This is a genomic window from Acinetobacter sp. JADD-222 (assembly GCF_049310645.1).
In genome coordinates this window covers 128,688-150,435 of sequence record NZ_JBMOWI010000005.1, presented here as the reverse complement: position 1 = coordinate 150,435, position 21,748 = coordinate 128,688, and the positions used below count along the sequence as shown (strand labels likewise).

At 38.3% G+C, this 21,748-nt stretch carries 19 protein-coding genes; 6 read left to right on the top strand and 13 right to left on the bottom strand.

Annotated elements, in window-relative coordinates; all coding sequences use genetic code 11:
- Positions 1-52: 52 nt before the first annotated feature.
- Positions 53-640 (bottom strand): O-methyltransferase, encoded by a 588-nt coding sequence (locus ACO6UW_RS06860; protein WP_032037833.1) that lies wholly within the window; start codon positions 638-640, stop codon positions 53-55.
- 45 nt (positions 641-685) lie between these two features.
- A complete protein-coding gene (locus ACO6UW_RS06855) occupies positions 686-904 on the bottom strand; it encodes a DUF1653 domain-containing protein (RefSeq protein ID WP_032006575.1) in 219 nt (72 codons plus the stop codon).
- Positions 905-1,160: 256 nt separating this feature from the next.
- Between ACO6UW_RS06855 and ahpF the strand changes: the two genes are divergently transcribed.
- Together ahpF and ACO6UW_RS06845 are read left to right on the top strand one after the other, a co-directional pair.
- The gene (gene ahpF, locus ACO6UW_RS06850; RefSeq protein WP_057062492.1) at positions 1,161-2,726 is read left to right on the top strand and encodes an alkyl hydroperoxide reductase subunit F; all 1,566 of its coding nucleotides are present in this window, start codon (positions 1,161-1,163) and stop codon (positions 2,724-2,726) included.
- A 172-nt stretch (positions 2,727-2,898) separates the two neighbouring features.
- A complete protein-coding gene (locus tag ACO6UW_RS06845) occupies positions 2,899-3,243 on the top strand; it encodes a hypothetical protein (protein ID WP_002121546.1) in 345 nt (114 codons plus the stop codon).
- Positions 3,244-3,303: 60 nt separating this feature from the next.
- Here the strand turns inward: ACO6UW_RS06845 and ACO6UW_RS06840 are convergent, their stop codons facing one another.
- Together ACO6UW_RS06840 and ACO6UW_RS06835 are read right to left on the bottom strand one after the other, a co-directional pair.
- A complete protein-coding gene (locus ACO6UW_RS06840; RefSeq protein ID WP_039757466.1) occupies positions 3,304-3,915 on the bottom strand; it encodes a glutathione binding-like protein in 612 nt (203 codons plus the stop codon).
- A 206-nt stretch (positions 3,916-4,121) separates the two neighbouring features.
- Entirely contained in the window at positions 4,122-6,560 is a 2,439-nt protein-coding gene (locus ACO6UW_RS06835; protein WP_057062491.1) for an ExeM/NucH family extracellular endonuclease, read from the bottom strand.
- A gap of 145 nt (positions 6,561-6,705) precedes the next feature.
- Here ACO6UW_RS06835 and trmB point away from each other — a divergent pair, with 145 nt between their 5' ends.
- Positions 6,706-7,422 (top strand): tRNA (guanosine(46)-N7)-methyltransferase TrmB, encoded by a 717-nt coding sequence (trmB, locus tag ACO6UW_RS06830; protein WP_032004018.1) that lies wholly within the window; start codon positions 6,706-6,708, stop codon positions 7,420-7,422.
- Between the two features lie 59 nt (positions 7,423-7,481).
- On the opposite strand, the gene ACO6UW_RS06825 is transcribed toward trmB, so the two are convergent.
- Both ACO6UW_RS06825 and ACO6UW_RS06820 read right to left on the bottom strand, forming a co-directional pair.
- Entirely contained in the window at positions 7,482-8,327 is an 846-nt protein-coding gene (locus tag ACO6UW_RS06825; RefSeq protein WP_057062490.1) for an ADP-ribosylglycohydrolase family protein, read from the bottom strand.
- Positions 8,328-8,332: 5 nt separating this feature from the next.
- The gene (locus ACO6UW_RS06820) at positions 8,333-9,046 is read right to left on the bottom strand and encodes a hypothetical protein (protein ID WP_057062489.1); all 714 of its coding nucleotides are present in this window, start codon (positions 9,044-9,046) and stop codon (positions 8,333-8,335) included.
- Between the two features lie 383 nt (positions 9,047-9,429).
- Between ACO6UW_RS06820 and ACO6UW_RS06815 the strand changes: the two genes are divergently transcribed.
- The gene (locus tag ACO6UW_RS06815) at positions 9,430-10,056 is read left to right on the top strand and encodes a glutathione S-transferase family protein (RefSeq protein ID WP_057062488.1); all 627 of its coding nucleotides are present in this window, start codon (positions 9,430-9,432) and stop codon (positions 10,054-10,056) included.
- Positions 10,057-10,070: 14 nt separating this feature from the next.
- On the opposite strand, the gene ACO6UW_RS06810 is transcribed toward ACO6UW_RS06815, so the two are convergent.
- The 5 genes from ACO6UW_RS06810 to ACO6UW_RS06790 all read right to left on the bottom strand — a co-directional run bounded on the left by ACO6UW_RS06810 (position 10,071) and on the right by ACO6UW_RS06790 (position 15,318).
- Positions 10,071-10,850: a Rossmann-like and DUF2520 domain-containing protein gene (locus ACO6UW_RS06810; protein WP_057062487.1), complete on the bottom strand. Its 780-nt coding sequence runs from the start codon at positions 10,848-10,850 to the stop codon at positions 10,071-10,073.
- Positions 10,851-10,943: 93 nt separating this feature from the next.
- Positions 10,944-12,371, bottom strand: coding sequence for an OmpA family protein (locus ACO6UW_RS06805; protein WP_032056738.1), 1,428 nt, complete (start codon positions 12,369-12,371; stop codon positions 10,944-10,946).
- A gap of 210 nt (positions 12,372-12,581) precedes the next feature.
- Entirely contained in the window at positions 12,582-13,820 is a 1,239-nt protein-coding gene (locus ACO6UW_RS06800) for a dihydroorotase (RefSeq protein WP_057062486.1), read from the bottom strand.
- A gap of 12 nt (positions 13,821-13,832) precedes the next feature.
- A complete protein-coding gene (locus ACO6UW_RS06795; protein WP_002121555.1) occupies positions 13,833-14,849 on the bottom strand; it encodes an aspartate carbamoyltransferase catalytic subunit in 1,017 nt (338 codons plus the stop codon).
- A gap of 124 nt (positions 14,850-14,973) precedes the next feature.
- Positions 14,974-15,318: a hypothetical protein gene (locus tag ACO6UW_RS06790; RefSeq protein ID WP_002121583.1), complete on the bottom strand. Its 345-nt coding sequence runs from the start codon at positions 15,316-15,318 to the stop codon at positions 14,974-14,976.
- A gap of 239 nt (positions 15,319-15,557) precedes the next feature.
- Between ACO6UW_RS06790 and rlmKL the strand changes: the two genes are divergently transcribed.
- Positions 15,558-17,768 (top strand): bifunctional 23S rRNA (guanine(2069)-N(7))-methyltransferase RlmK/23S rRNA (guanine(2445)-N(2))-methyltransferase RlmL, encoded by a 2,211-nt coding sequence (gene rlmKL / locus ACO6UW_RS06785; RefSeq protein WP_005076976.1) that lies wholly within the window; start codon positions 15,558-15,560, stop codon positions 17,766-17,768.
- 18 nt (positions 17,769-17,786) lie between these two features.
- Here rlmKL and ACO6UW_RS06780 read toward each other — a convergent pair whose 3' ends face one another.
- Entirely contained in the window at positions 17,787-18,203 is a 417-nt protein-coding gene (locus tag ACO6UW_RS06780; protein ID WP_057062485.1) for a hypothetical protein, read from the bottom strand.
- A 268-nt stretch (positions 18,204-18,471) separates the two neighbouring features.
- Between ACO6UW_RS06780 and ACO6UW_RS06775 the strand changes: the two genes are divergently transcribed.
- The gene (locus tag ACO6UW_RS06775) at positions 18,472-18,966 is read left to right on the top strand and encodes a CinA family protein (protein ID WP_057062484.1); all 495 of its coding nucleotides are present in this window, start codon (positions 18,472-18,474) and stop codon (positions 18,964-18,966) included.
- 49 nt (positions 18,967-19,015) lie between these two features.
- Here the strand turns inward: ACO6UW_RS06775 and clpB are convergent, their stop codons facing one another.
- The gene (gene clpB, locus ACO6UW_RS06770; protein WP_017399356.1) at positions 19,016-21,595 is read right to left on the bottom strand and encodes an ATP-dependent chaperone ClpB; all 2,580 of its coding nucleotides are present in this window, start codon (positions 21,593-21,595) and stop codon (positions 19,016-19,018) included.
- Between the last annotated feature and the right edge of the window lie 153 nt (positions 21,596-21,748).

Here is a 21,748-nt window from a genome sequence, read left to right as displayed (position 1 = left end):
GGCCTGCTTTGAACAGGCCTTTATGAATGAATAAATCAGATTTTTAAATGGCTTACCTTGCCACTACAATGCATAAACCAGCGCCTACAGGCAAAATACTGCTCATAAAATTTTCATCTTTTTTAATTAAAGCTAAGAATGAGCTGACTTCAGCCGCATGTGAAATAACATTATCAATAATGAGTACGCCACCTTTTGGCTTCATCAGCCGTTTTAAATCTGGCCAATAATTCTCATACGCAGGACGCTCAGCATCTAACAAAATAAAATCGAAAGTTTCATGAGTTTCTTTTAAATAGTCGGCTGCATCTCCAACCCAAAAATCTACCAATTCATCTAATGCCAGTTCAGTCGCATGGCGTTTAGCTTCATTACTACGATTGGCATCAATTTCAAGCGTGGTTACTTTTCCATGAGTAGCTTGAGCAGCCTCAGCAAGCCATAAAGTAGAGTAACCTGTTGAAGTCCCAATTTCTAAAATTGATTTAGCTTGCTGCATCCGAATAAATTGCGATAGTAATTTTGCAGACTCCGCCTCAATATTACGATACCGCAGCAAACGATCTGTCTGCTGTGCATCATGTCGTTTAAAGGTGTCATATAAATCGGCAACTCTTTGTAAGAAAAAAGTATTTGGCATATATTCACCCTTTAAAATCGTTATTTTATATAAAAGTCGTTTGAGTTAAGTGCTTTGAATTAACTTGAAACGCGGCACGATGCTTCCATCAGCCATTTGCACCGTTTCAGTAAACATATTTAGCGGACGTACCCAAGTTGAATAGTCACCGTAAAGACACTGATAAACGACTAACTCTTCTTCAGTCTCGCTGTGTTTTGCCACAGAAAAAACTTGATAGAGATTACCTTTATAATGCTGATAAATGCCGCGTTGCAATGACATGAAAGTACCTTTTAATGTTATGACATAAAATCTTTACAGCCATATAACATATATAAATTTTTAAATACTTTCACTTTAAAACACTACAAAACATAAAAAAGAACATTTTAGAGATAAATTATTGATCTTACTTATTAATAGCCTCAATAATTCAAAAAACCGATTAAATATATAAAAACATACTGTTTTACCTATTTTATGTTTTCACGTACTATGCATCTATTGAAAGAATTTGGATGCATTGGAGTAAAAACAGATGTTAGATCAAAACATTAAAACTCAATTAAAAGCTTACTTAGAACGTCTAGAAAGTCCAATCGAATTAGTTGCTGCTTTAGATGAATCAGATAAAGCAGCTCAAATTAAAGAGTTGGTAAGTGAAATTGCTGAGCTTTCTGACAAAGTGACTGCCCGTTTTGACGGTAACAATACACGTCGTCCAAGCTTTGGTGTCGCTAAAGTAGGTGAACAGCCTCGTGTGTTTTTTGCAGGCTTACCTATGGGTCATGAGTTTACGTCTTTGATCTTGGCACTGTTGCAGGTTTCTGGCTATGCACCTAAAGTGTCAAATGAAGTGCTCAACCAGATTAAAGGTTTAAACCTCAAAGCAAACTTCGATGTGTTTGTATCCTTAAGCTGTCATAACTGTCCGGATGTAGTACAGGCACTTAACCTGATTGCCATTTACAACCCGAACACCACGGCAACCATGATTGATGGTTCATTCTTCCAAGACGAAGTGGAACAACGCAAAATCATGGCTGTGCCAATGGTATTCCAAGACAACGAGCACATTGGTCAAGGTCGTATGACCCTTGAAGAGATTGTGGCAAAACTTGACACCAACTCAGCTGAAAAAGATGCAGCAGCACTCAATGCTAAAGATGCTTTTGATGTATTGGTGATTGGTGGTGGTCCTGCAGGTGCGACAGCTGCAATCTATGCTGCACGTAAAGGTATTAATACCGGTATCGTGGCTGAACGCTTTGGTGGTCAGGTCATGGATACCATGGACATTGAAAACTTCACGTCTGTGCAAAAGACTCAAGGCCCTAAGTTTGCTGCCGAGATGGAAGCACATGTTCGTGAATACGATGTCGATATCATGAACCTGCAACGTGTCAGCAAAATCACGGGTGCCAACCAGACTGCAAATGGTTTGGTTGAAGTTGAACTTGAAAACGGTGCAAAACTTGAATCGAAAACAGTAATCCTTTCTACAGGTGCACGTTGGAGAGAAATGAATGTACCGGGTGAGCAAGAATACCGTACCCGTGGTGTTGCGTACTGCCCACACTGTGATGGCCCATTGTTCAAAGGTAAACGTGTTGCTGTGATTGGTGGCGGTAACTCTGGTGTTGAAGCTGCGATTGACCTTGCAGGGATTGTTGAGCATGTCACTTTAGTTGAGTTTGATACTAAACTTCGTGCTGACCAAGTGTTGCAAAACAAATTGCATAGCTTGCCAAACACAACGGTGATTATGAATGCGTTAAGTACCGAAGTATTAGGCGATGGTTCACAAGTGACTGGTCTTAAATATAAAGACCGTGCGACTGATGAAGAGCATGTGGTCGAGCTTGCAGGGATCTTTGTACAGATTGGTTTACTGCCAAACACTGACTTCTTGAAAGACAGTGAAGTTGAGTTAACCAACCGTGGCGAGATCATTGTGAATGACCGCAACGAAACCAATGTGCAAGGTGTATTTGCTGCGGGTGACTGTACGACTGTACCTTACAAGCAAATCATTATTGCTACAGGTGAAGGTGCTAAAGCATCGCTCTCAGCGTTTGATTACATCATCCGTTCTGGGCAGTAAAATCGGTCAAAATCATTATTATTTATTTCAAGCCTAGCATTACAAAATGCTAGGCTTTTTTAATACTAGAGTTACAACTTTTTAACAATTTTCGATCTTTATTAATCATTTACTTTATGTTTATATTTTAGACATCCATATTTGGATGCCATGAATTAGAAGGAAAAACACAATGAATAAATTACTTGTTGCTTTAGGTCTTGCTGCGACTGTTGCCCTTGTTGGTTGTAATAAAGATAAAGCTCCAGAAACTGGCGCGACTACAGGTGAACACTTAGAAAATGCTGCTCAACAAGCAAGTGCTGATATCAAATCTGCTGGTGATAAAGCTGCTGATGATATTGCAACTGCAACTGATAATGCTGCTGAGAAGATTGATGCTGCAACCGATCACGCTGCTGATGCGACTGCTAAAGCTGCAGCTGAAACAGAAGCTACTGCACGTAAAGCGACTGCTGATACAGCTCAAGCTGTTGAAAATACCGCTGCTGAAGTGAAAAAAGACGCTCAACACTAATCTTCTTTAGTATAAAAAAGCCCCTATTGATTAGGGGCTTTTTTAAGCTCTTAAAATCTTTTATGAAATTAAGCCTTCATCACGCATCGCAATTTGTACAGATTGACGCTCTGCAACTTTATTACGTAATGCAATAATGTGCTTATACGGTGTTAAGTCGTGCTCAATTGAGTTTGACCAATTTGTTAAAACAAATAGATAAGCATCTGCTGGACCAAAATTATCATTTACCAAATAATCGTAATCAGATTCAGACAAATAGTTATCGATATATTTTAAAAGACGGTCGATTTCAGCATAAGCTTTGGTTTTTTCATCATTTGTTAGAGGTGCCCCAAAGAAAACTGCATAAGCATCATGCAATTCAGAGTTCAAATAACCCAACCATTCCAATACTTTCGCACGGCCCATACCCGATGGCGGAATTAAATCCTGCTTAGGATCGTGCTGAGCAAGGAAAGGTAAAATCGCAACGTTCTCAGTTAACATTAAACCAGGGTTAATTTCTAAAGCTGGTACATATCCTTTTGGATTAATCTCGTAATAATCTGCACCTTTTTCTGTTTTATGTGTTTTTAAATTTACTCGTTCTAAGTCAAAATCAACATTAATTTCATTTAAAATAATATGTGCAGCTAAAGAACATGCGCCTGGCGAATAATATAATTTCATATCTGATCCTTGTTATCTCATATTAACGTTTTAAATTGCTTCTAGAAAACCTGCAAGGTTTGCACAATTCTTTAATTGTAAAAAAGCGTAAACTTATAAAATACTTACACCATCTAATATTCTTGAAAAATTTATTCCTTGCAAGTTGTCTTGCGTGACGATTGTTTAAAATATGATAAAACACATTTACGTCACGCAATTTTCCATTAATTACGTTTAAAAAGCTGGCTAATCCAATTCATTAATTCAGTTAAGAAATCAAAAATACCGTTTTTCTTATCATCATCAGGCTGGCTTGAATCTTTACCATTTAAATCCAGATCAACAATTACTGGATCATGATCCGAAGAACGATAAGCATCTTCACCATAGAACAATGCCTTTTGCTCATCAGTTTTATATTCTTCGTTGTAATCTAAAACGGTTGGCTCATCTGCATTGATATGCCATGCAAAGGTTCTGACTACTTTTGGATATAGAGCTGCATCAGCAATTGCATGGTCTAAGTTACCTGCTCCACCATTGCCGTTGGTATCACTCGCAACACCAAACACATAGCTATATGCCTCTGCACCCTGTCCTACCTTAGCGTCGTTCAACAAAACTTTGTAGTTCGCTTTTTCAAATGACAAAATAGGTTCTTCTTTTGCGTAGCTATTCATATCCCCTACAAGTAAAGCATTTTGCTTAGGCACTTGAGTTGGATTTTTCGCTAACCACTGCACAATTTGATCAACTGCTTTCACACGAGTCGGGTTCCAGCAACCTTGACCATCTTTTTGGTCTGCATCAGTAGAGCTAGCATCCACCCCACTACAGCTTTTCGATTTCAAATGGTTTGGAATAACGGTAAACGTTTTATTACCACGAACGGCTTGGAAACTTTGCGCCAATGTTGTTCGGTTCTTGTCACCCAAATCAAGCACAACGGGTTTATTCAAAGGCTTAACACGCTTGCTGTTATAAATAATAGCAACCGCAATCGCATCACCACCTAAACGGTCTAAGTTTTCAGGAACAACGTATTTCCAATCACTACCTAAAGCACTGGTTAAATGAGCAATTGCACTGTTCGGACCATAACCATTGTTCGCAATTTCCATTAAACCATACACATCAGCATCAATCGCTTTTAATGCACTCACAATTTTACGATGCTGTTTATCAAACTCAGCTTGTGTCGTTGCACCGCGCTCCGTTGGGAAACCCGTTGCGCCATTGTCATAGTTCAAAACGTTAAATGAAGCTACGCGAATGTGATTAGCATTTTTGGTAATGACACTTTGACGCGGGTTTGTTTGAGTAATTACTTCAGGTTGATTACGTCCAAGCACTGGTTGCACACGCCAACCATTAAAACGGTATTCCAAAATACCTTCAGCATTCTTAAGTTGATAACCCGAACGTAGCGTATTGGCAGCGCTAAAATTTGTCGGTAACCATGGAGTACGGTTTTGGTTGTTATAGCCGTCATCAAAAATAATTTTCGACAATAAATTTTTCTGAGCAAGAGCTTTAGCTTCAGGAGATAACGCTGGATATAAATTGGTTGGAATATATAAGCGACCTAAGCTTAGAGATAATTCACCATAACGGCCATAATTGTAGTTCTCGCTTACCGTTAAAGTCTGAGGTAATTTAACCAACATACCTTGATAACGCTGTGGAGAATGGGTCGAACCACCTGTTAAGCTAGCAAATGGAAGTTCAAGGCTAATCGGCTGCACCTGATTTGCCATATTGCTATTACAAGTTTGAATATCTTGTTGTAATTGATCTAATTGCAATTGGTTTTGATAAGTTGTTAAGCGACCACGCAAAATAACTTCATCGCCAACTTGCCCACCTTTTACAGCACTACTATTTGGGATATAAACAAAAATAGCATTGCTAATATTTGCACGTGCTTTCGTATCTGGTGTCTGAACATAGAAGCCAGAAAAACCATTGGCATAACGATAGTCAGCAGTTATCACACCACGCACTGTATAGGTCTGGTTTTGTGCTGCAGTTGATAAATCAGCAATTGGTGTATCGGAGCTTGAACAACTCACCGTTTCAACAGGTGGCTGTGTTATTGAGCCAGATAAATTTGAAAAGTCATTTCGGTTTGTCCAAGCTGACCATGAACGGTCCAAATCAAATGCTGCAGTTGCATCAATACTTAAAGCTGGGTTCTCAGTTTCAATACGCTTAAAACTATTTCCTAAGCTCGAAACGGCTGTTCCCCATCCTGTTTCTGGTCGCTCACCAATACGCCCAAAACGGTCTACAGGCGTACCTTTATAAACAAGTACAACCGCATCATCTCCATTAAAAGATAATGCAGCGATCTGATTTACTTTACTGCCAAGTTCAGCCTGCAACTCAGAACGACCTACTAAAAACTTCTGCTTACTGGTTAACGATCCTTGTAAACGGAAAGTCGCTGTTTTTGCGGTTCCGCCATTATTAAATTGTTGAATTTCATAGTCGGCTAAATTAACTGTAGTCCCATCTGGATTATAAATTTCCAAACCTTTGCGGTTACTACTGCCGTCAACATATTGACTAAACATGAGCTGTGCTTGTGCCCAAGGACTATATGTAAAAGCACCAAGTGCCCCTAATAGCACAGAAAGTGTGCGTAATTGAAAAGTTTTCATGAGTAAATATGTTCATTTGAAATTTATATAGATTCTTAGATTAAATATTGAACATGACATCTACATGAAGAAAAACACCGAAACATTTGACTTGACCACATGAAGACTTAAAATACCGCATTTGAATTTCAATATTGCCAAGGTTATGTCGATCGATCAGTTAGAAACGCAAATTGCAGACTTAGACAATTTGCCTGAACACCGTGAAATTGTGACGTTTATGCGTCGTTCAGCACCACTTAATACGTCTCAACGCACGGCATTAGAACAACATCGCGATTTAATTTTGGAATATCCTGTTGGCGACTTACGCCAACACTTCGAACATCCAGAACGTCCTTTAACTGTTGAAATCGGTTTTGGTATGGGTCGTTCGTTAGTGCTTATGGCAAAAGCAAACCCTGAACGTAACTATGTGGGTATTGAAGTCCACGTACCTGGCATTGCTCAATGCCTATATGAAGCAGGTATAGCAGAAGTTAAAAACTTACGTGTACTTGATGCAGACGCGATTCAGGTTTTACGTGAAATGCCAGACAACAGCATTAACTGCGTACAACTTTACTTCCCAGACCCTTGGCAAAAGAAACGTCATTTCAAACGTCGTTTTGTTATTCACGAGCGTATGCAATTGGTTGAACAAAAACTTGAGCTGGGTGGTACATTCCACGCAGCAACAGACTGGGAACCGTATGCTGAATGGATGCTTGATATTTTAGACAACCGTCCAGACCTTGAAAACTTGGCGGGTAAAGGCAATAGCTATCCACGTCCAGAGTGGCGCCCAGTGACTAAGTTTGAACGCCGTGGTATTGAGTCAGGTCATAAGATTAATGACTTTATTTTTAAAAAGATTAAGTAAAGAGTATATTATTTTTACTTAAAAATATGGCATTAAGTTTTGATGACTTAGTGCCATAATTAATTATCTAAATTGCATTTTTTCAGAAACTTACTCTCTAAATCTAATAAAAAAGGTATTCCATATTTATCTTCATTTAAATTATTATAAAGTTGAATAGGTAAATCTTTTTTGTATTCTATAAAACATGTAGCTAAACCAACAGCTATCGCTGCAACGCTATCAGTATCTCCACCTAAATTAATACATGACTTTAGAAGCTCACTTAAACAACTATGTTGCAATAAACATGTTAATGCAGCACTGACCGTATCATATGCATTTAAAGATACTCTATCTTTCCAATTATAATCCCAGTTTCCATATTGCTCTGATTTTAGAAACCTCTCTAAATCCTTAATAGAACCTTTTTGGTAAGTTCCAAAATGGGCAGCTAAAGCGACAGCACAGCTGGATTGAATTCCTATGGGTGAATCATGTGTAATTTGTGCTTGTAACTTTGCTAAAGCAACTACATCTTCTTTATTTTTTAGAAAACCAATAGGAACTGAACGCATCGCAGCCCCATTTCTCTCACTTGTTGGTATTATTAGTTCAAGTAACTCTTTGCTAGACTCAACTTTACTTAACAAATTAAAGAAACCTTCTGAATACCCTAATCGCACATCTCTTTTAAAGCATTCTATAAATTTTGAGGCTATATTTTCTTTAGTCCATTCTTGACCTGATAATATAAACTCCACTATCGCAATCGACATCTGTGTGTCATCTGTATACTTGCCTAAGATATCGTATAGCTCATGTTTGCTGTATAATTCTAATTTATTCTGTGAAATAATCTTATCTTGGCTGCAAAATTCAAAACCTGCACCATAAGCATCTGCAATAGCAATTTCAGTCAACATCAGAATTAAGCCTCTTTACAACAAACATAGTGTTTAATTAAATTATCAAAAACCACGGATGCTGGCTCATTTGTCGCGCTTTCTTCAAGTCTTAAAACTTCCAAAAGTGCTGTTCTAAACTCACTGTCATTATCAAGCGATTCAAATAACTCCTGAGGTAAAAAATACTCAGGTGGATAGTAACCTATCTCGCAATTCGTTCTAAAGTTAGTTCTAAATATTTGTCTTAATTTTGAGATTTTTTCTTCAAAAGATAAATCAATAAATTCTTTAAAAAAATTTTCTCTACTTTTCTGAATAACTTTTAAGTTGGACTGAACATTCAAATATTTTTCATATGTGGATTGTTTTGGTAAAGAAGAATATCTTACCTTCAAAGACTTGAATATTTGTTGCTCATTTCTAAAAACAGCACCGAATAAATATTCGGCCATTGTTCCAGTCTCAATACTTACAGTAGTTACCACTGTTAAATCATCAATTGTCTCTATAAATGCTTTTCCATTCTCTTGGTTATATCTTTTAAAGGGATCAATCCTTTCTAAAGTATGCAAATTAAAAAATGTATCACACATTTTCCCACTCCAAATCTCCTTCACAACAATCAAATTCTCCTCATGAATTACAATTAGTTCATCTAAAGACCGGAAGGATTCTGGATAAAACATATCCAAAGATATCTCATCATCCAAATTAGATCCTTCAATTAAAAATGCCATGAACATTTATCCTTAATAATCAATATTATTACTTCATCATTATCTAACAATTTATACTTGTTATTAGTTTTTATCACAAATTCATATTCGATAGAGATTTATTAATATATTAAGAAAAATTTTAATCCACAACCAACAATATCAAATAATTAAGTATTAAATTAAATAAAAAGGCTATGTTATAGAATTTATTCCTAGTCCTTTATTAATCCAAATATTAAGTTATCTAAAATTTTATATGCTAGCTTATTCATTAAAAGAAAGAACTCTCATTCACTCAAAAAAACAAACACTACCGCCCAATTAATGATTGCCAATCGAGCCAAATCTAGCTATTTATAGAAACTGGTACTTGCCATACTAAAAATTGCTAAGGACAACCCATGTTAAAAATTTTAGGGCGCGATAACTCCATTAATGTTCGCAAAGTCTTATGGCTGTGTGAAGAACTAAATCTTGAATATAAAAGAGAAGATTGGGGACGAGGCTTTCGCTCTGCTCAATCACCTGAATATTTACAATTAAACCCAAATGGTCAAATTCCTGTTGTTTTAGATGGCGATTTAGTCCTTTGGCAATCCAATAGTATTATCCGTTATTTGGCAAATGCTTACGATAAAGAGCAGCAGCTTTACCCTACTCAAGCGAAAGAAAGATTCTTTGTTGATCAGTGGATTGATTGGCAAGCGATCGAGCTGAATAATAGCTGGACTTATACCATTATGTCTCTGTTGAGACATTCACCAGATCATCAAGATCCGAATTTGTTGCAACAAGGTATTGATGACTGGAATCATCATATGCAGATTCTCGATCAACAACTAGCAAAAACTCAGGCCTATGTTGCTGGTTCACAATTTAGCTTGGCCGATATTCCAATTGGTCTATCTGTACAGCGCTGGAAGGCCACTCCTTTTGACCATCCTACGCTTAAGCATGTCGACCAATATTTTGAACGTTTAAATCAACGTGCTGGTTTCTTAAAATGGGGGAATAACGGCGAACCTTAATTTTTGAATAAACTTTAGTCCGAGTGATGGCGCTTCACGATGCCATCACTTAAAAGTTGATAGACCTGTTTTAAGTCATGCTGATTTGCTTGAGCCAATAAGTCTTGATGCATTGCCAAGATATTCTGATCTCCCCTTACCGCAGGCCCAGTTTGCATTTGCTTTGGATCATTTTCAGTCGCTTTTTTTGCTGTTTCTATAATTAAAGGATAGAGCAAACTAAAGTCGACCTGCTCTTTATCTACTACCTGCTTTGCCATATCAAAACAATAGTTACTAAAATTACAGGCAAATACTGCTGCTAAATGCAAACTTAAACGCTGTTTTGAGGTGTATTGATATACTCGATTACTTAGGCTATTTGCTAAATCTGAAAGTAGTTCTTGATCAGTATCTGTTGCCGCTTCCACAAATAATGGTGTTGCAGACCAGTCAACGTCTCGCTCAAGGCTAAATGTTTGTAATGGATAAAATACCCCTGCTTTTTCATGTACCTGACTGATAACTTCAATATCTGTGCTACCAGAAGTATGAACCATAAGTGTTTCAGGAAAAAAATCATGAATCTGCTTTGCAAGGTCAGCAATAGCACTATCTGAAACCGCTAAAATGATAAGATCGGTCGGTTGAAATTCGCGAAGAGACTGACATGATTTTGACTGGAATTGCTCTGCAAACTTTTGGGTTTTCTCAAAATCACGCGCATACACTTGTACGATGTGATGACCTTGGCCCAATAAAGCCTTTGCCAAATGAAAGGCAACTCGCCCACTTCCAACCAAACTGATTTTCATATCAATCCAACACTATTTATTTCAACAAAAAAGCTTCTCAAAATGAGAAGCTTTTTTCAAATTAAAATAACTAATTTTTAATTCATCAGAGCATTATTGAGCTACTGAAAACTCGATACGACGGTTTTTAAAACGTCCTTCTTCTGTCGTGTTCTCTGCAACTGGTTGATCAGAGCCATGACCTTGTGCAACTAATTTAGACCCGTCTACACCTTTAGATGTTAAATAGTCGACTACTGCTTGAGCACGGCGCTGTGATAAAGCTTTATTTGCTGCTGCATTACCCGTCGAGTCAGTGTGACCACCCACATTTAATTTCACACCACTGACTTTATTTAAAAGTGTTGCAGCTTGATCAAGAATAGCTTTATTGTCTGCTGGAATATCGCTTGAGCCACTCGCAAAGTTAATGATTTGCAAGTTAAGTGCTTTTACTAATGCATTTACATCGACATTATTCGGATCAATTGAGCCTAGAGCAGTTTGCGAAGCAGTTAAGCTATTGCTTACAGATTGCTCAGCTGTTTCTGGTGCAGTAGAAACAACTTCAGTGTGAGGAACAAGAGCTTTTACTTTTGCGGTTAATGCTGCTAACGCTGCCGCATCACCTGCTTTCAAAGTAATTTTGTCACCTATCCATTCTAAAGATGCATTTGGCACACCTTTTAAGGCACCAAGCACGCCAGCAAGTGCATCTTTATCTGTAAATCCAGCTGCATATGTTTGACTAGTATCAACGTTACAATCTTGAGTTGATGAGAAAACCTGTTTAACTTGAGTTTGTAGGGTTGCTAAGAATCCTTGATCGCCAATACCTGCCTGACACTGGCTAACAGCACCTTTATCATCTGTGCTTAAGGTTAAACTCGCAGGTGCAGCTGCGGTAGTAGCCTCAACACCACTGGCAGCCGTTGGTTCAGGTGCTGGTACAGCTTCTTTATGCTGGCAAGAACGCCATAACCAAGCAATGATAAGACCCAAAATAATTAAGGCAATAATAGGGAGGAACCCACGAGATTTGCCTGTTTTTTCACTGGCTGCAGCTAATGGTGGGGCTGCTGAAGTTGCATGTGGAACTGAAGATAAACCTGCACCAAGTCCTAAAGGAGCTAATAGACCTACTGCCCATCCCGGTAAATGCGAACGAATAGTATCTGCATGCTGACGTAAATAATTTACAATACTCTGTTGATCATTTCCGGCAACGTCCGAAATTGCATTAAGACTAGGTTTAATTGCACTGTTGAGTGTGCTTTCGATTTCATTATTTGGTGCTGTACCACTTAAATGAGTCAGTACAGTATTCTTGATTTGGTCATTATGAGAAAAAAGGTCTGATAATGAGGGAGCCAAACTGTTTTTTAATTGTCCAATAAGATCAGGTTTAGCAGCTAATAGTGAAAGCAAAATTGGATAAAACTTAGATAAAGCATTCGATTTTTCGCCTAGGTATCCATCCTGATTATCTAATATTGTTGATGATACTTTTTCTTTAAGCAGTTCTATAGGGTTTATCGACATTGGTTATTCTCCCGAATTTTATACGTCGTAACCAGCAACTTTTGATTATTCAAATACTTCTCTTTGCTGATAGTTTTTTATTCTAATGTGCGCTCAATCATTTGTTGTTTTTTAAATAATTTATATACAAATTTCCATCTAGTATTTACAAAACAGGTAAATCTTATTGATCTACCTGTTTATATTTTAAATTTACTTTAAATAACCGTTTTATAAGTTAGCAAAAGTTTGAAGTACTTTACCGGTAAGGTTTTGACCTAGCAAAGGAGTATTTTTCCCTTGTGATAAAATCGTGTCTTTGCTTACTGTCCAGTTTAATTCAGGATCAACTAATACCCATCCTGCTTCATCTTCCCAACGCGAGGTCATATTGGCAACCTGCGCAGGTACGCTAGTCACTTTTTCAACCCACTCTAAAGGCTCGAATAAACCCTCATTAATGAGCTGAATGCCTAAAGATACATAAGTATCAAAAGCAGTAATGCCCGGTTGAGTTTCAGCAAATGGTGCCATTTTTGCTGAACTGCTTAAAGGCTCATGATGCGTACAAATTGCATCAATCACGCCTTCTTTTAAACCTTGACGTAAAAGTTCTTTATCTTGCTCAGAACGCAATGGTGGACGAACATGTGCTAGCGAATTGAAACCATCAGTTAAGTGTTCAGTTAAATGCAACTGATGCATTGCTACATCGGCAGTCACAGGTAAACCTTTTGCTTTTGCTGCGCGAATTAATTCAACCGATGCACCACAAGATAACAAACCAAAGTGAGCTTTTACGCCAGTTGCTTCAATCATAAGCAGATACTTTGCAATCGCCACAGTTTCAGCAATTGCCGGAATCATTGGCAAACCTTGGCGAGAAGCAATAAATCCTTCGTGTGCACATCCGTCTTTAGCAATCTGTGGCTCTTCAGCGTAAAACACAACCGTTAGACCAAGACCCGCTGCATATTCCAAGGTACGAATAACTACATCGTCATTTTCAAAAGCAGCATTCGCATTAGAAACAGCAGTACAACCACCTTTTTTCAAGCCCGCCATGTTTGCTGGTTGCTTACCATTTAAACCTTGGGTTTGAGCACCAATGATATGCATGTGAATGCCCCCATCATGCCATGCCTTTTCAATCAAGCCATGAATAAGAGCACCGTTGTCTTGTACAATCGGCTTTGAATCAGGTGGTGTAATCACATGCAAAATACCATTGGCACGTGCTGCCTTACCTTCCGATTTCAATGTCCCATGTTGCTGTTGACCTGGTTCACGCAAACGCGCGCATAAATCAACCATGGTTGGCATTAACCATTTACCTTGGCCATCAATGGTTTGCTCAACTTGCTCAACTGGAGCAACCAACTTGCCATTTTCAATATATACAGTTTGTACGCTGTCTGTTTTTTGGATTGGGTCTAACACACGTACATTTTCAATTTTTACAATACTCATGTGATCCATTCCTTACAACGTAATCGCTTCAATTAAACCTTGCTCTTGGAGTTGGCCTTGCATCGATAACGCCAATACGGCCATACGAACTGCAATACCATTGGTTACTTGTTTTAAAATAACCGACTGATCTCCATCAGCAACACTTGAATCAATTTCTACACCACGGTTCATTGGTCCCGGATGCATCACAATGCAATCTGGTTTAGCTAAACCAAGACGTTCTTTGTTTAAACCATACATTCTGTAGAATTCAGACTGTGAAGATAACGCTGGAGAGTCAATACGTTCGTTTTGAATACGTAAAGCAATAATGACATCACAATCGGTAATGCCTTCATCCATCTTGTTAAACAAACGAACGTGCTCGCCATATTCCGAAAAGCCCACTGGCAATAATGTATTCGGTGCAATCACACGAATGTCTTTACAACCTAGAGTTTGTAATGCAGCTACATCCGAACGTGCTACACGAGAGTGTTTAATGTCCCCGATAATAGCAACGCTTAAATCTTCAAATGGTTTTTTTGTTTCACGGCGAATGGTGAGCATATCAAGCATCGCCTGCGTCGGATGCGCGTGACGCCCATCCCCTGCATTAATAATCGCGACCTTTGGACATACATCTTTAGCAATGAAATGTGCAGCACCCGAAGATGAATGGCGAACAACAAAGATATCCGCTGCCATTGCTTCAAGGTTCCAGAGCGTATCGCGCAGAGTTTCTCCTTTTGAAGTACTTGAACGTGCAATATCAATGTTCAGTACATTGGCAGACAAACGTTTTGCTGCTGCTTCAAAAGTAGTACGGGTACGTGTGGAGTTTTCAAAGAAGAGATTCATAACCGTCAATCCCTCTAAGAGCGGACGGTTAATTAAATTATTATTATCATCTAAAAAGCTTTGTGCGGTATCTAAAATCTTGGTGAGGTTTTCTTTTGAAAGTCCCTCAATCGTTAAAAAATGTTTTAAATTTCCGTCTTGATTGAGCTGAACCTGGCTCGGTTGATGCAACGCTGCAATATGCATAATGGATTCCTATGGGTCGAATCGCGAAAACGTGCATAGTGTAGCTGAATTCCGCTCTTTTCGCAGAAGAACTTTACAGAATAAGGCCCTAAATTGACCAGAAAATTTAGAACCTTATTGGCAATTACCTTAATGCACCAATGTAATGGTGCGGAACTTGTGCCCGATAAATATCCTCGGCGGTAATTTCCGACTCTTCATCGACTTTAACAACAGCAATTTTTTCTTTTTGAGAAGGCTCAGGTATTGTATCAACCAACGATTTCAATCGTTCAACACATCGTTTTAATTCGTCATCCTCTGATTCTAGTGCCAGCGCAATGACATATTTTGCATAATCTTTATTTTGGACAACGTACATTGCATCTATTACCCGCCCCGTCACCCTACGCATGCGTACATATATTTGTGTAGATACTGAGAAAGCATCTGCATTAGCAATAAAACCATTCCCCATCATGTCTTTCATTTATAATTACCCCATCAATTTAAAATAATAAAGTGGTTAAAAACTGGCTATGTTTGTTAATTAAATAACCCTTGATAGGATTGAGTTAGCAAAATACATACCACTTTAATTGTTTTAATCTTTAAAAATCAGTTTATTGGTTGGATTATGATAGGTTGCAATAATTTAAAAACCTTTACACATCAAAATAAGTTAAACTTTGCATCGTTAATATTTATATGTTTTGGTCAATCGAGTTTATGAATACCTCTTTACGTTTAAACCACTATTGGATTACTTGTGCTGATGGTTTAGAAGCCCTCTTACAAGAAGAAATAGAACAGCTTGGCACCAAAGTGACAGAACGTAAAGCAGGACGTTTAATCATTGAAGGGACGCTTGAACATGCTTACCGCATCTGTATGTGGTCGCGCCTTGCTTCTCGTGTTTTATTGCCTATTCATACTTATGAACTTGAACATACACACGATGCACGTGATGTAGCAGAAGAGCTTTATGAAGGTGCGATTAGTTTTGACTGGTCACTTATTTTTGCACCACAAAGTACCTTCGCTATTCGCTTACATGCAGAACGTGAAATTAAGGTTAACACCCAATTTGCAACGCTTAGAGCAAAAGATGGTGTTGTAGATTCCTTTATGGAAGCTGTAGGTCGTCGTCCGAGCATTGATACTAAACAACCAGAAATTACGTTATATGTTTTAGCAGGTAAAACTGAGCATACATATTGCCTAGATTTATCAGGTGATTCATTACATAAACGTGGTTACCGTCGTTATATGACGGATGCGCCAATTAAAGAAAACCTTGCTGCGGCAATCTTACAGAAAGCTCAGCTTCAACAACGTAAGCCAGAGATTGTGCTCGACCCGATGTGTGGTTCAGGTACATTTATTATTGAAGCATTAATGATTTTAACTGACCGTGCACCAGGCCTTGTTCGCCGTTTTGGTTTTAATGGTTGGCATGGTCATGACCGTGAACTTTGGCTTTCACTTAAAGCTGAAGCAGCAGAACGTCACGAAAAGGCGCTTGAATTACCTTTACCTAAGTTTTATGCCTACGATGCAGACTGGGAAGCTGTAAAAGCCACTCGTGAAAATATTATTGCGGCAGGCTTTGAAAAACAGTTAGGCCAAATTCAAATTGAAGAACGGACTTTAGCTGACTGGCCTGATTTTTCAGCTGAAGGCAAAACTGCATTTATTGTGACTAACCCTCCATATGGTGAACGTTTAGGTGATAAAGCATCTAACCGCTCTCTTTACTTAGGTTTATCTGCGCTTTTACAAAAACATTTCCCGAATCAATATGCCGCAATTATTGCAGCGCAAATTGAACAAGCCGATGTTTTAGCGTTTGAAGCACCTGAAACCTTACGTTTAATGAATGGTAAGTTGCCGATTTACATTCGCTTTGGTTCAATTAAGCCTGAAAAAGTAACTCAGCCATTCTTAGCAACTTGGCAAGCTCAACCTATTGAAATGGAAGAAGCTCAAGATTTTGCTAACCGTTTGCAAAAAAATATGACTGCCTTGAAAAAATGGGCAACGAAAGAAAATGTTTATTGCTTACGTTTGTATGATGCAGATTTACCTGACTTTAACGTCGCTGTTGACTTATACGGCGATCGCTTACATGTTCAGGAATATGCACCACCAAAAACAATAGATCCTGAAAAAGCAAAAAAACGTTTTAATTTAGCACTCGCTGCAATTCGTGCTGTTACCGGTTTAAACCGCGATGCCATCTTTATTAAGACACGTGCGCGCCAAACAGGTACAAATCAATATACGAAACAAAGTACAGCTTCAAAACGTTTTATCGTTCAGGAAGGTAAAGCTAAAATTTTAGTGAACCTGACAGATTACCTAGATACAGGTTTATTCCTTGACCACCGTCAAATGCGTTTACGTATTGCTCAAGAAGCTCGTGGTAAGCACTTCTTGAATTTATATAGTTATACTTCTACAGCCAGCCTACATGCTGCTTTAGGCGGTGCTGCAAGTACGACAAGTGTAGACTTATCCAATACTTACTTAAGCTGGTCAAAAGAAAACTTCGTTTTAAATGGCCTGACTGTAGATCACGCAGATGAACAGCACATGTTCTTTGCGAGTGACTGTTTTGAGTGGTTAAAAGAAGGTCATGAACAATACGATCTTATTTTTATTGATCCACCGACATTCTCAAACTCTAAAAAGTTCTACGGTACTTTCGACGTCCAACGCGACCATGTTTCACTCATTAAACGTGCAATGAACCGTTTAAATAGTGAAGGAACGCTATATTTCTCAAACAACTATCGTGGTTTTGAAATGGACGAAGAGATCGAAGCTATTTTTCAGGTTGAAGAAATCACTTCTGAAACCATTGGCCCTGATTTTAAACGTAATCAAAAAATCCACCGTGCATGGAAAATCCAGCATCCTGGCCTAGATCAATATTAATAAGATTAGAGGTTATTATTACTTCACGGTAATAATAACCTCACCATGAACATTTTTTGATTCAAAATCATATTTGGTAAATCGGTCTGCTCTTTCAGGTAATGCCATCATTTCCAGTTTTTTCTTTTCCTTACTATCGATAACATGGTTTTGTTTTTGTTCTTGATAAGGTGAAAGTACACTTGTTCTAAGTGCATCCCATCGAACTTGTTGTAAATAATTATCCCCTAACACCTGACGTGCTTGTTGTTGTTCTATCATTGGTTTCTTAGCATCGTCTTGAGCTTTCGCAATAATCACAGGTAAAGCTGCATTTATTGCTCCTGTTTGCGTTGCTAAGGCCCCTTCACTTAGAGGCTGCGCAGCCCATACATTGATGGGTATTAGCGAAATAAAACCTAAAATACACAGCGCAGGTCCTTGTTTATTGTTCATTGCATTTATCCTAAATTGTTATTGTTCGTTATATCGAACAAAATTAACAATTTTTTAAACATCTCGCAATGTTATAAATAGACTTCCCGACAATTAACATTGATCATTTTAAAACCTGAAATATTTCACAAGCATTTAGTGAATATTCAAGTTGTTTTATAGATTTTTATCTCAGACTTGTACGACACTGCTAAATCACTTACTGTAATTTTAAAATTTATCTGTAAATTGATTTTATTTATAAATAAACACCATTCGAGGTGAAATAATGCTTCAGCAGTGCTGCCAACTATTAGAAGATCAACAGCTCAAAATTGCTTTTATTGAGAGTGCGAGTTCTGGTTATTTAACAAGTCAGTTTTCTATTCATAAAAATAGTGGTGCAGATATTTTACTGGGTGGTTTAGTTAGCTACGACCCAAGCATTAAAATTAGTATTTTAAATATCGATCCAAAGTTAATAGAGACTTACACAGCAGAGTCACCGCAAGTCACAGAGGAAATGTGTAGGCTGGGTCAAAGCTTATTTCAACAAGCTGATATTATTGTCAGTTGTACTGGGCTATTAAAATCTGGAGGAAGTGAAACCCCAGAAAAACCTGTGGGCACCTTTTTTATTTGCATTTCTTACCAACATCATATTTATCATTATCGTTATTTTTTATCTAGTCACTCAGAACAAAAGTTAAAGACATTAACTCAGAAAGTTTCAGATGCCATAATTGCTTTACTCACATCAACCCTAAAAACTGATTCACCATAAAAAAGAGAATATGTTTCCATATTCTCTTTTCGGTTTTAGCAGACAAAGCTTAGCTGAGTTTCATCTTATCGAAGACTAAATGCCCATTTTCGCCTTTAACTAGAATAGTATCACCTGCGACAAAATCACCCGACAAGATTTTTTGTGCTAATGTGTTTTCAATCTGTTGTTGAATAGCACGTTTTAATGGACGCGCGCCATAGACAGGATCGAAACCAGCATCAATCAATAAATCAAAAGCGGTATCATCTACAGTTAGACTCATGTCACGATCAACAAGACGCGAACGTAATCGATCCAACTGAATATCGGCAATACCACGAATTTGTGCTTTTTTGAGTGAATGGAAAATCACAAGCTCATCAATCCGGTTAATAAATTCCGGACGGAAATGCTGACTTACCGCATTCATTACAATGGTACGCACTTCATCATCAGTTGCACCTTCGCCAAGCTCACGTACATCTTGTGAACCCAAGTTCGAAGTCATCACAATTACCGTATTTTTAAAGTCCACTACTCGACCTTGTGAATCGGTTAAGCGGCCATCGTCCAATACCTGGAGCAAGATATTGAATACATCTGGATGTGCTTTTTCAACCTCATCAAACAACACCACGCTATATGGCTTACGGCGAACAGCTTCGGTTAAAACACCGCCTTCTTCATAACCAACATATCCTGGAGGTGCACCAACCAAACGGCTAACAGAGTGTTTTTCCATGAATTCACTCATGTCGATACGAATCATGGCATCATCACTGTCAAACAAGAAGTTAGCAAGTGCTTTAGTCAACTCAGTTTTACCAACACCTGTTGGACCCAAGAACAAGAATGATCCACTAGGTCGATTCGGGTCAGACAAACCAGCACGTGAACGGCGAACAGCATTCGACACCGCAACAACAGCTTCATCTTGCCCAACTACGCGGTCATGTAAAAACTCTTCCATATGAAGAAGTTTTTCACGCTCACCTTGCATCATTTTAGCAACCGGGATACCTGTTGCAGCACTTACAACTTCGGCAATTTCATTTTCTGTCACTTTAGTACGAATGAGTTTTGGCTCTTCGTTCTCTTCTGCAACTTCATCTTGCTCCAGTTGTTTTTGCAACTCTGGAATTACGCCATACTGTAAACGTGCTGCCTCAGCCAAATCCCCTTCACGCTGAGCTTTCTCAAAAGCAATACGCGCTTTATCAAGTTCCACCTGAGCCTGTTTAGTACCTTCTACCAAAGTTTTTTCAGACTTCCAGATTTCTTCAAGATCGTTGTATTCTTTCTCGACTTCAGCAATCTGTTTTTCAAGATGAGTGACTTCAGCTTTACTGCCTACATCTTCATCTTTTTTCACAGCTTCCAATTGCATTTTCAACTGGATTAAACGGCGATCGAGCTTATCAAGTGCTTCAGGTTTAGAGTCAATCTCCATTTTAATACGAGAAGCTGCCTCATCAATCAAATCAATTGCCTTGTCTGGTAATTGACGATCAGTGATGTAACGATGAGACATTTTCGCCGCAGCAATAATCGCAGAGTCTAAAATTTGCACACCATGGTGAGTGGCATATTTTTCTTTGAGTCCACGTAAAATTGCAATCGTATCTTCAACACTTGGCTCATCAACTAGCACTTTTTGGAAACGACGCTCTAAAGCTGCATCTTTTTCAATATATTGACGATATTCATCTAAGGTCGTCGCACCCACACAGCGCAATTCACCACGAGCCAACGCAGGTTTTAACATATTACCTGCATCCATCGCGCCATCGCCTTTACCTGCACCTACGAGTGTATGTAACTCATCAATAAACAGGATGATTTCGCCTTCGTGCTTTGCCAAGTCTTTTAAAACGGCTTTTAAACGTTCTTCAAACTCACCACGATATTTAGCACCAGCCAGTAATGAACCTAAATCGAGGGATAAAACACGTTTATTTTTTAATCCCTCTGGCACTTCACCATTCACAATACGCTGTGCCAAACCTTCAACAATAGCGGTTTTACCTACACCCGGCTCACCAATAAGAACAGGGTTGTTTTTGGTACGACGCGATAAAACCTGAATGGTACGGCGAATTTCATCGTCACGCCCAATGACAGGATCAAGTTTTCCAGATAAAGCACGCTCTGTTAAATCAATCGTATATTTATTAAGTGAGTCACGTTGGTCTTCGTGATTATTACTCATGACTTTGTCATTACCTCGAATATGTTCAATTACTTTGCGTAAGCTGTCGGGAGTTACACCTACCGCACTTAAAATATTTTTAGTTTCGCCTGTCTCTGCCAAACCTAATAAAACCCAGTCAGTTGATAAAAATTCATCACCTGCCTTTTGCGCATATCTGTCTGCCAGATTAAGTGCTTTCACAGCTTCTGGGTTTAAGTTGACATCACCCGTTGGATTGGCAATTGTCGGCGCATCTTTTATAGCCTGTTCAAGTTTTTGTTTAAGTTCAGGTAACCGTGCACCTGCTTGTTGCAACAAACTAATATTTGATGGCTCTTCTAACAAGGTAGACAAAATATGAATACCTGCGATAGCGGTATGGTCTTTACCCATCGCTAAAGATTGAGCATCTGAGAGGGCTTGCTGCAAGCGGTTTGTAAATTTCTCAAAACGCATTCTTGTTATTCCTCACAACAAATTTGTACTTGTCTAATAGATGGGAACACTTCTTCGGATTTCAAATAAATTTTTATATATTTTTCATAATGTTATAAAAATAACAATGAGTAAAACTCCATTATAATATGGGATTGTTTTGTATATATTTCA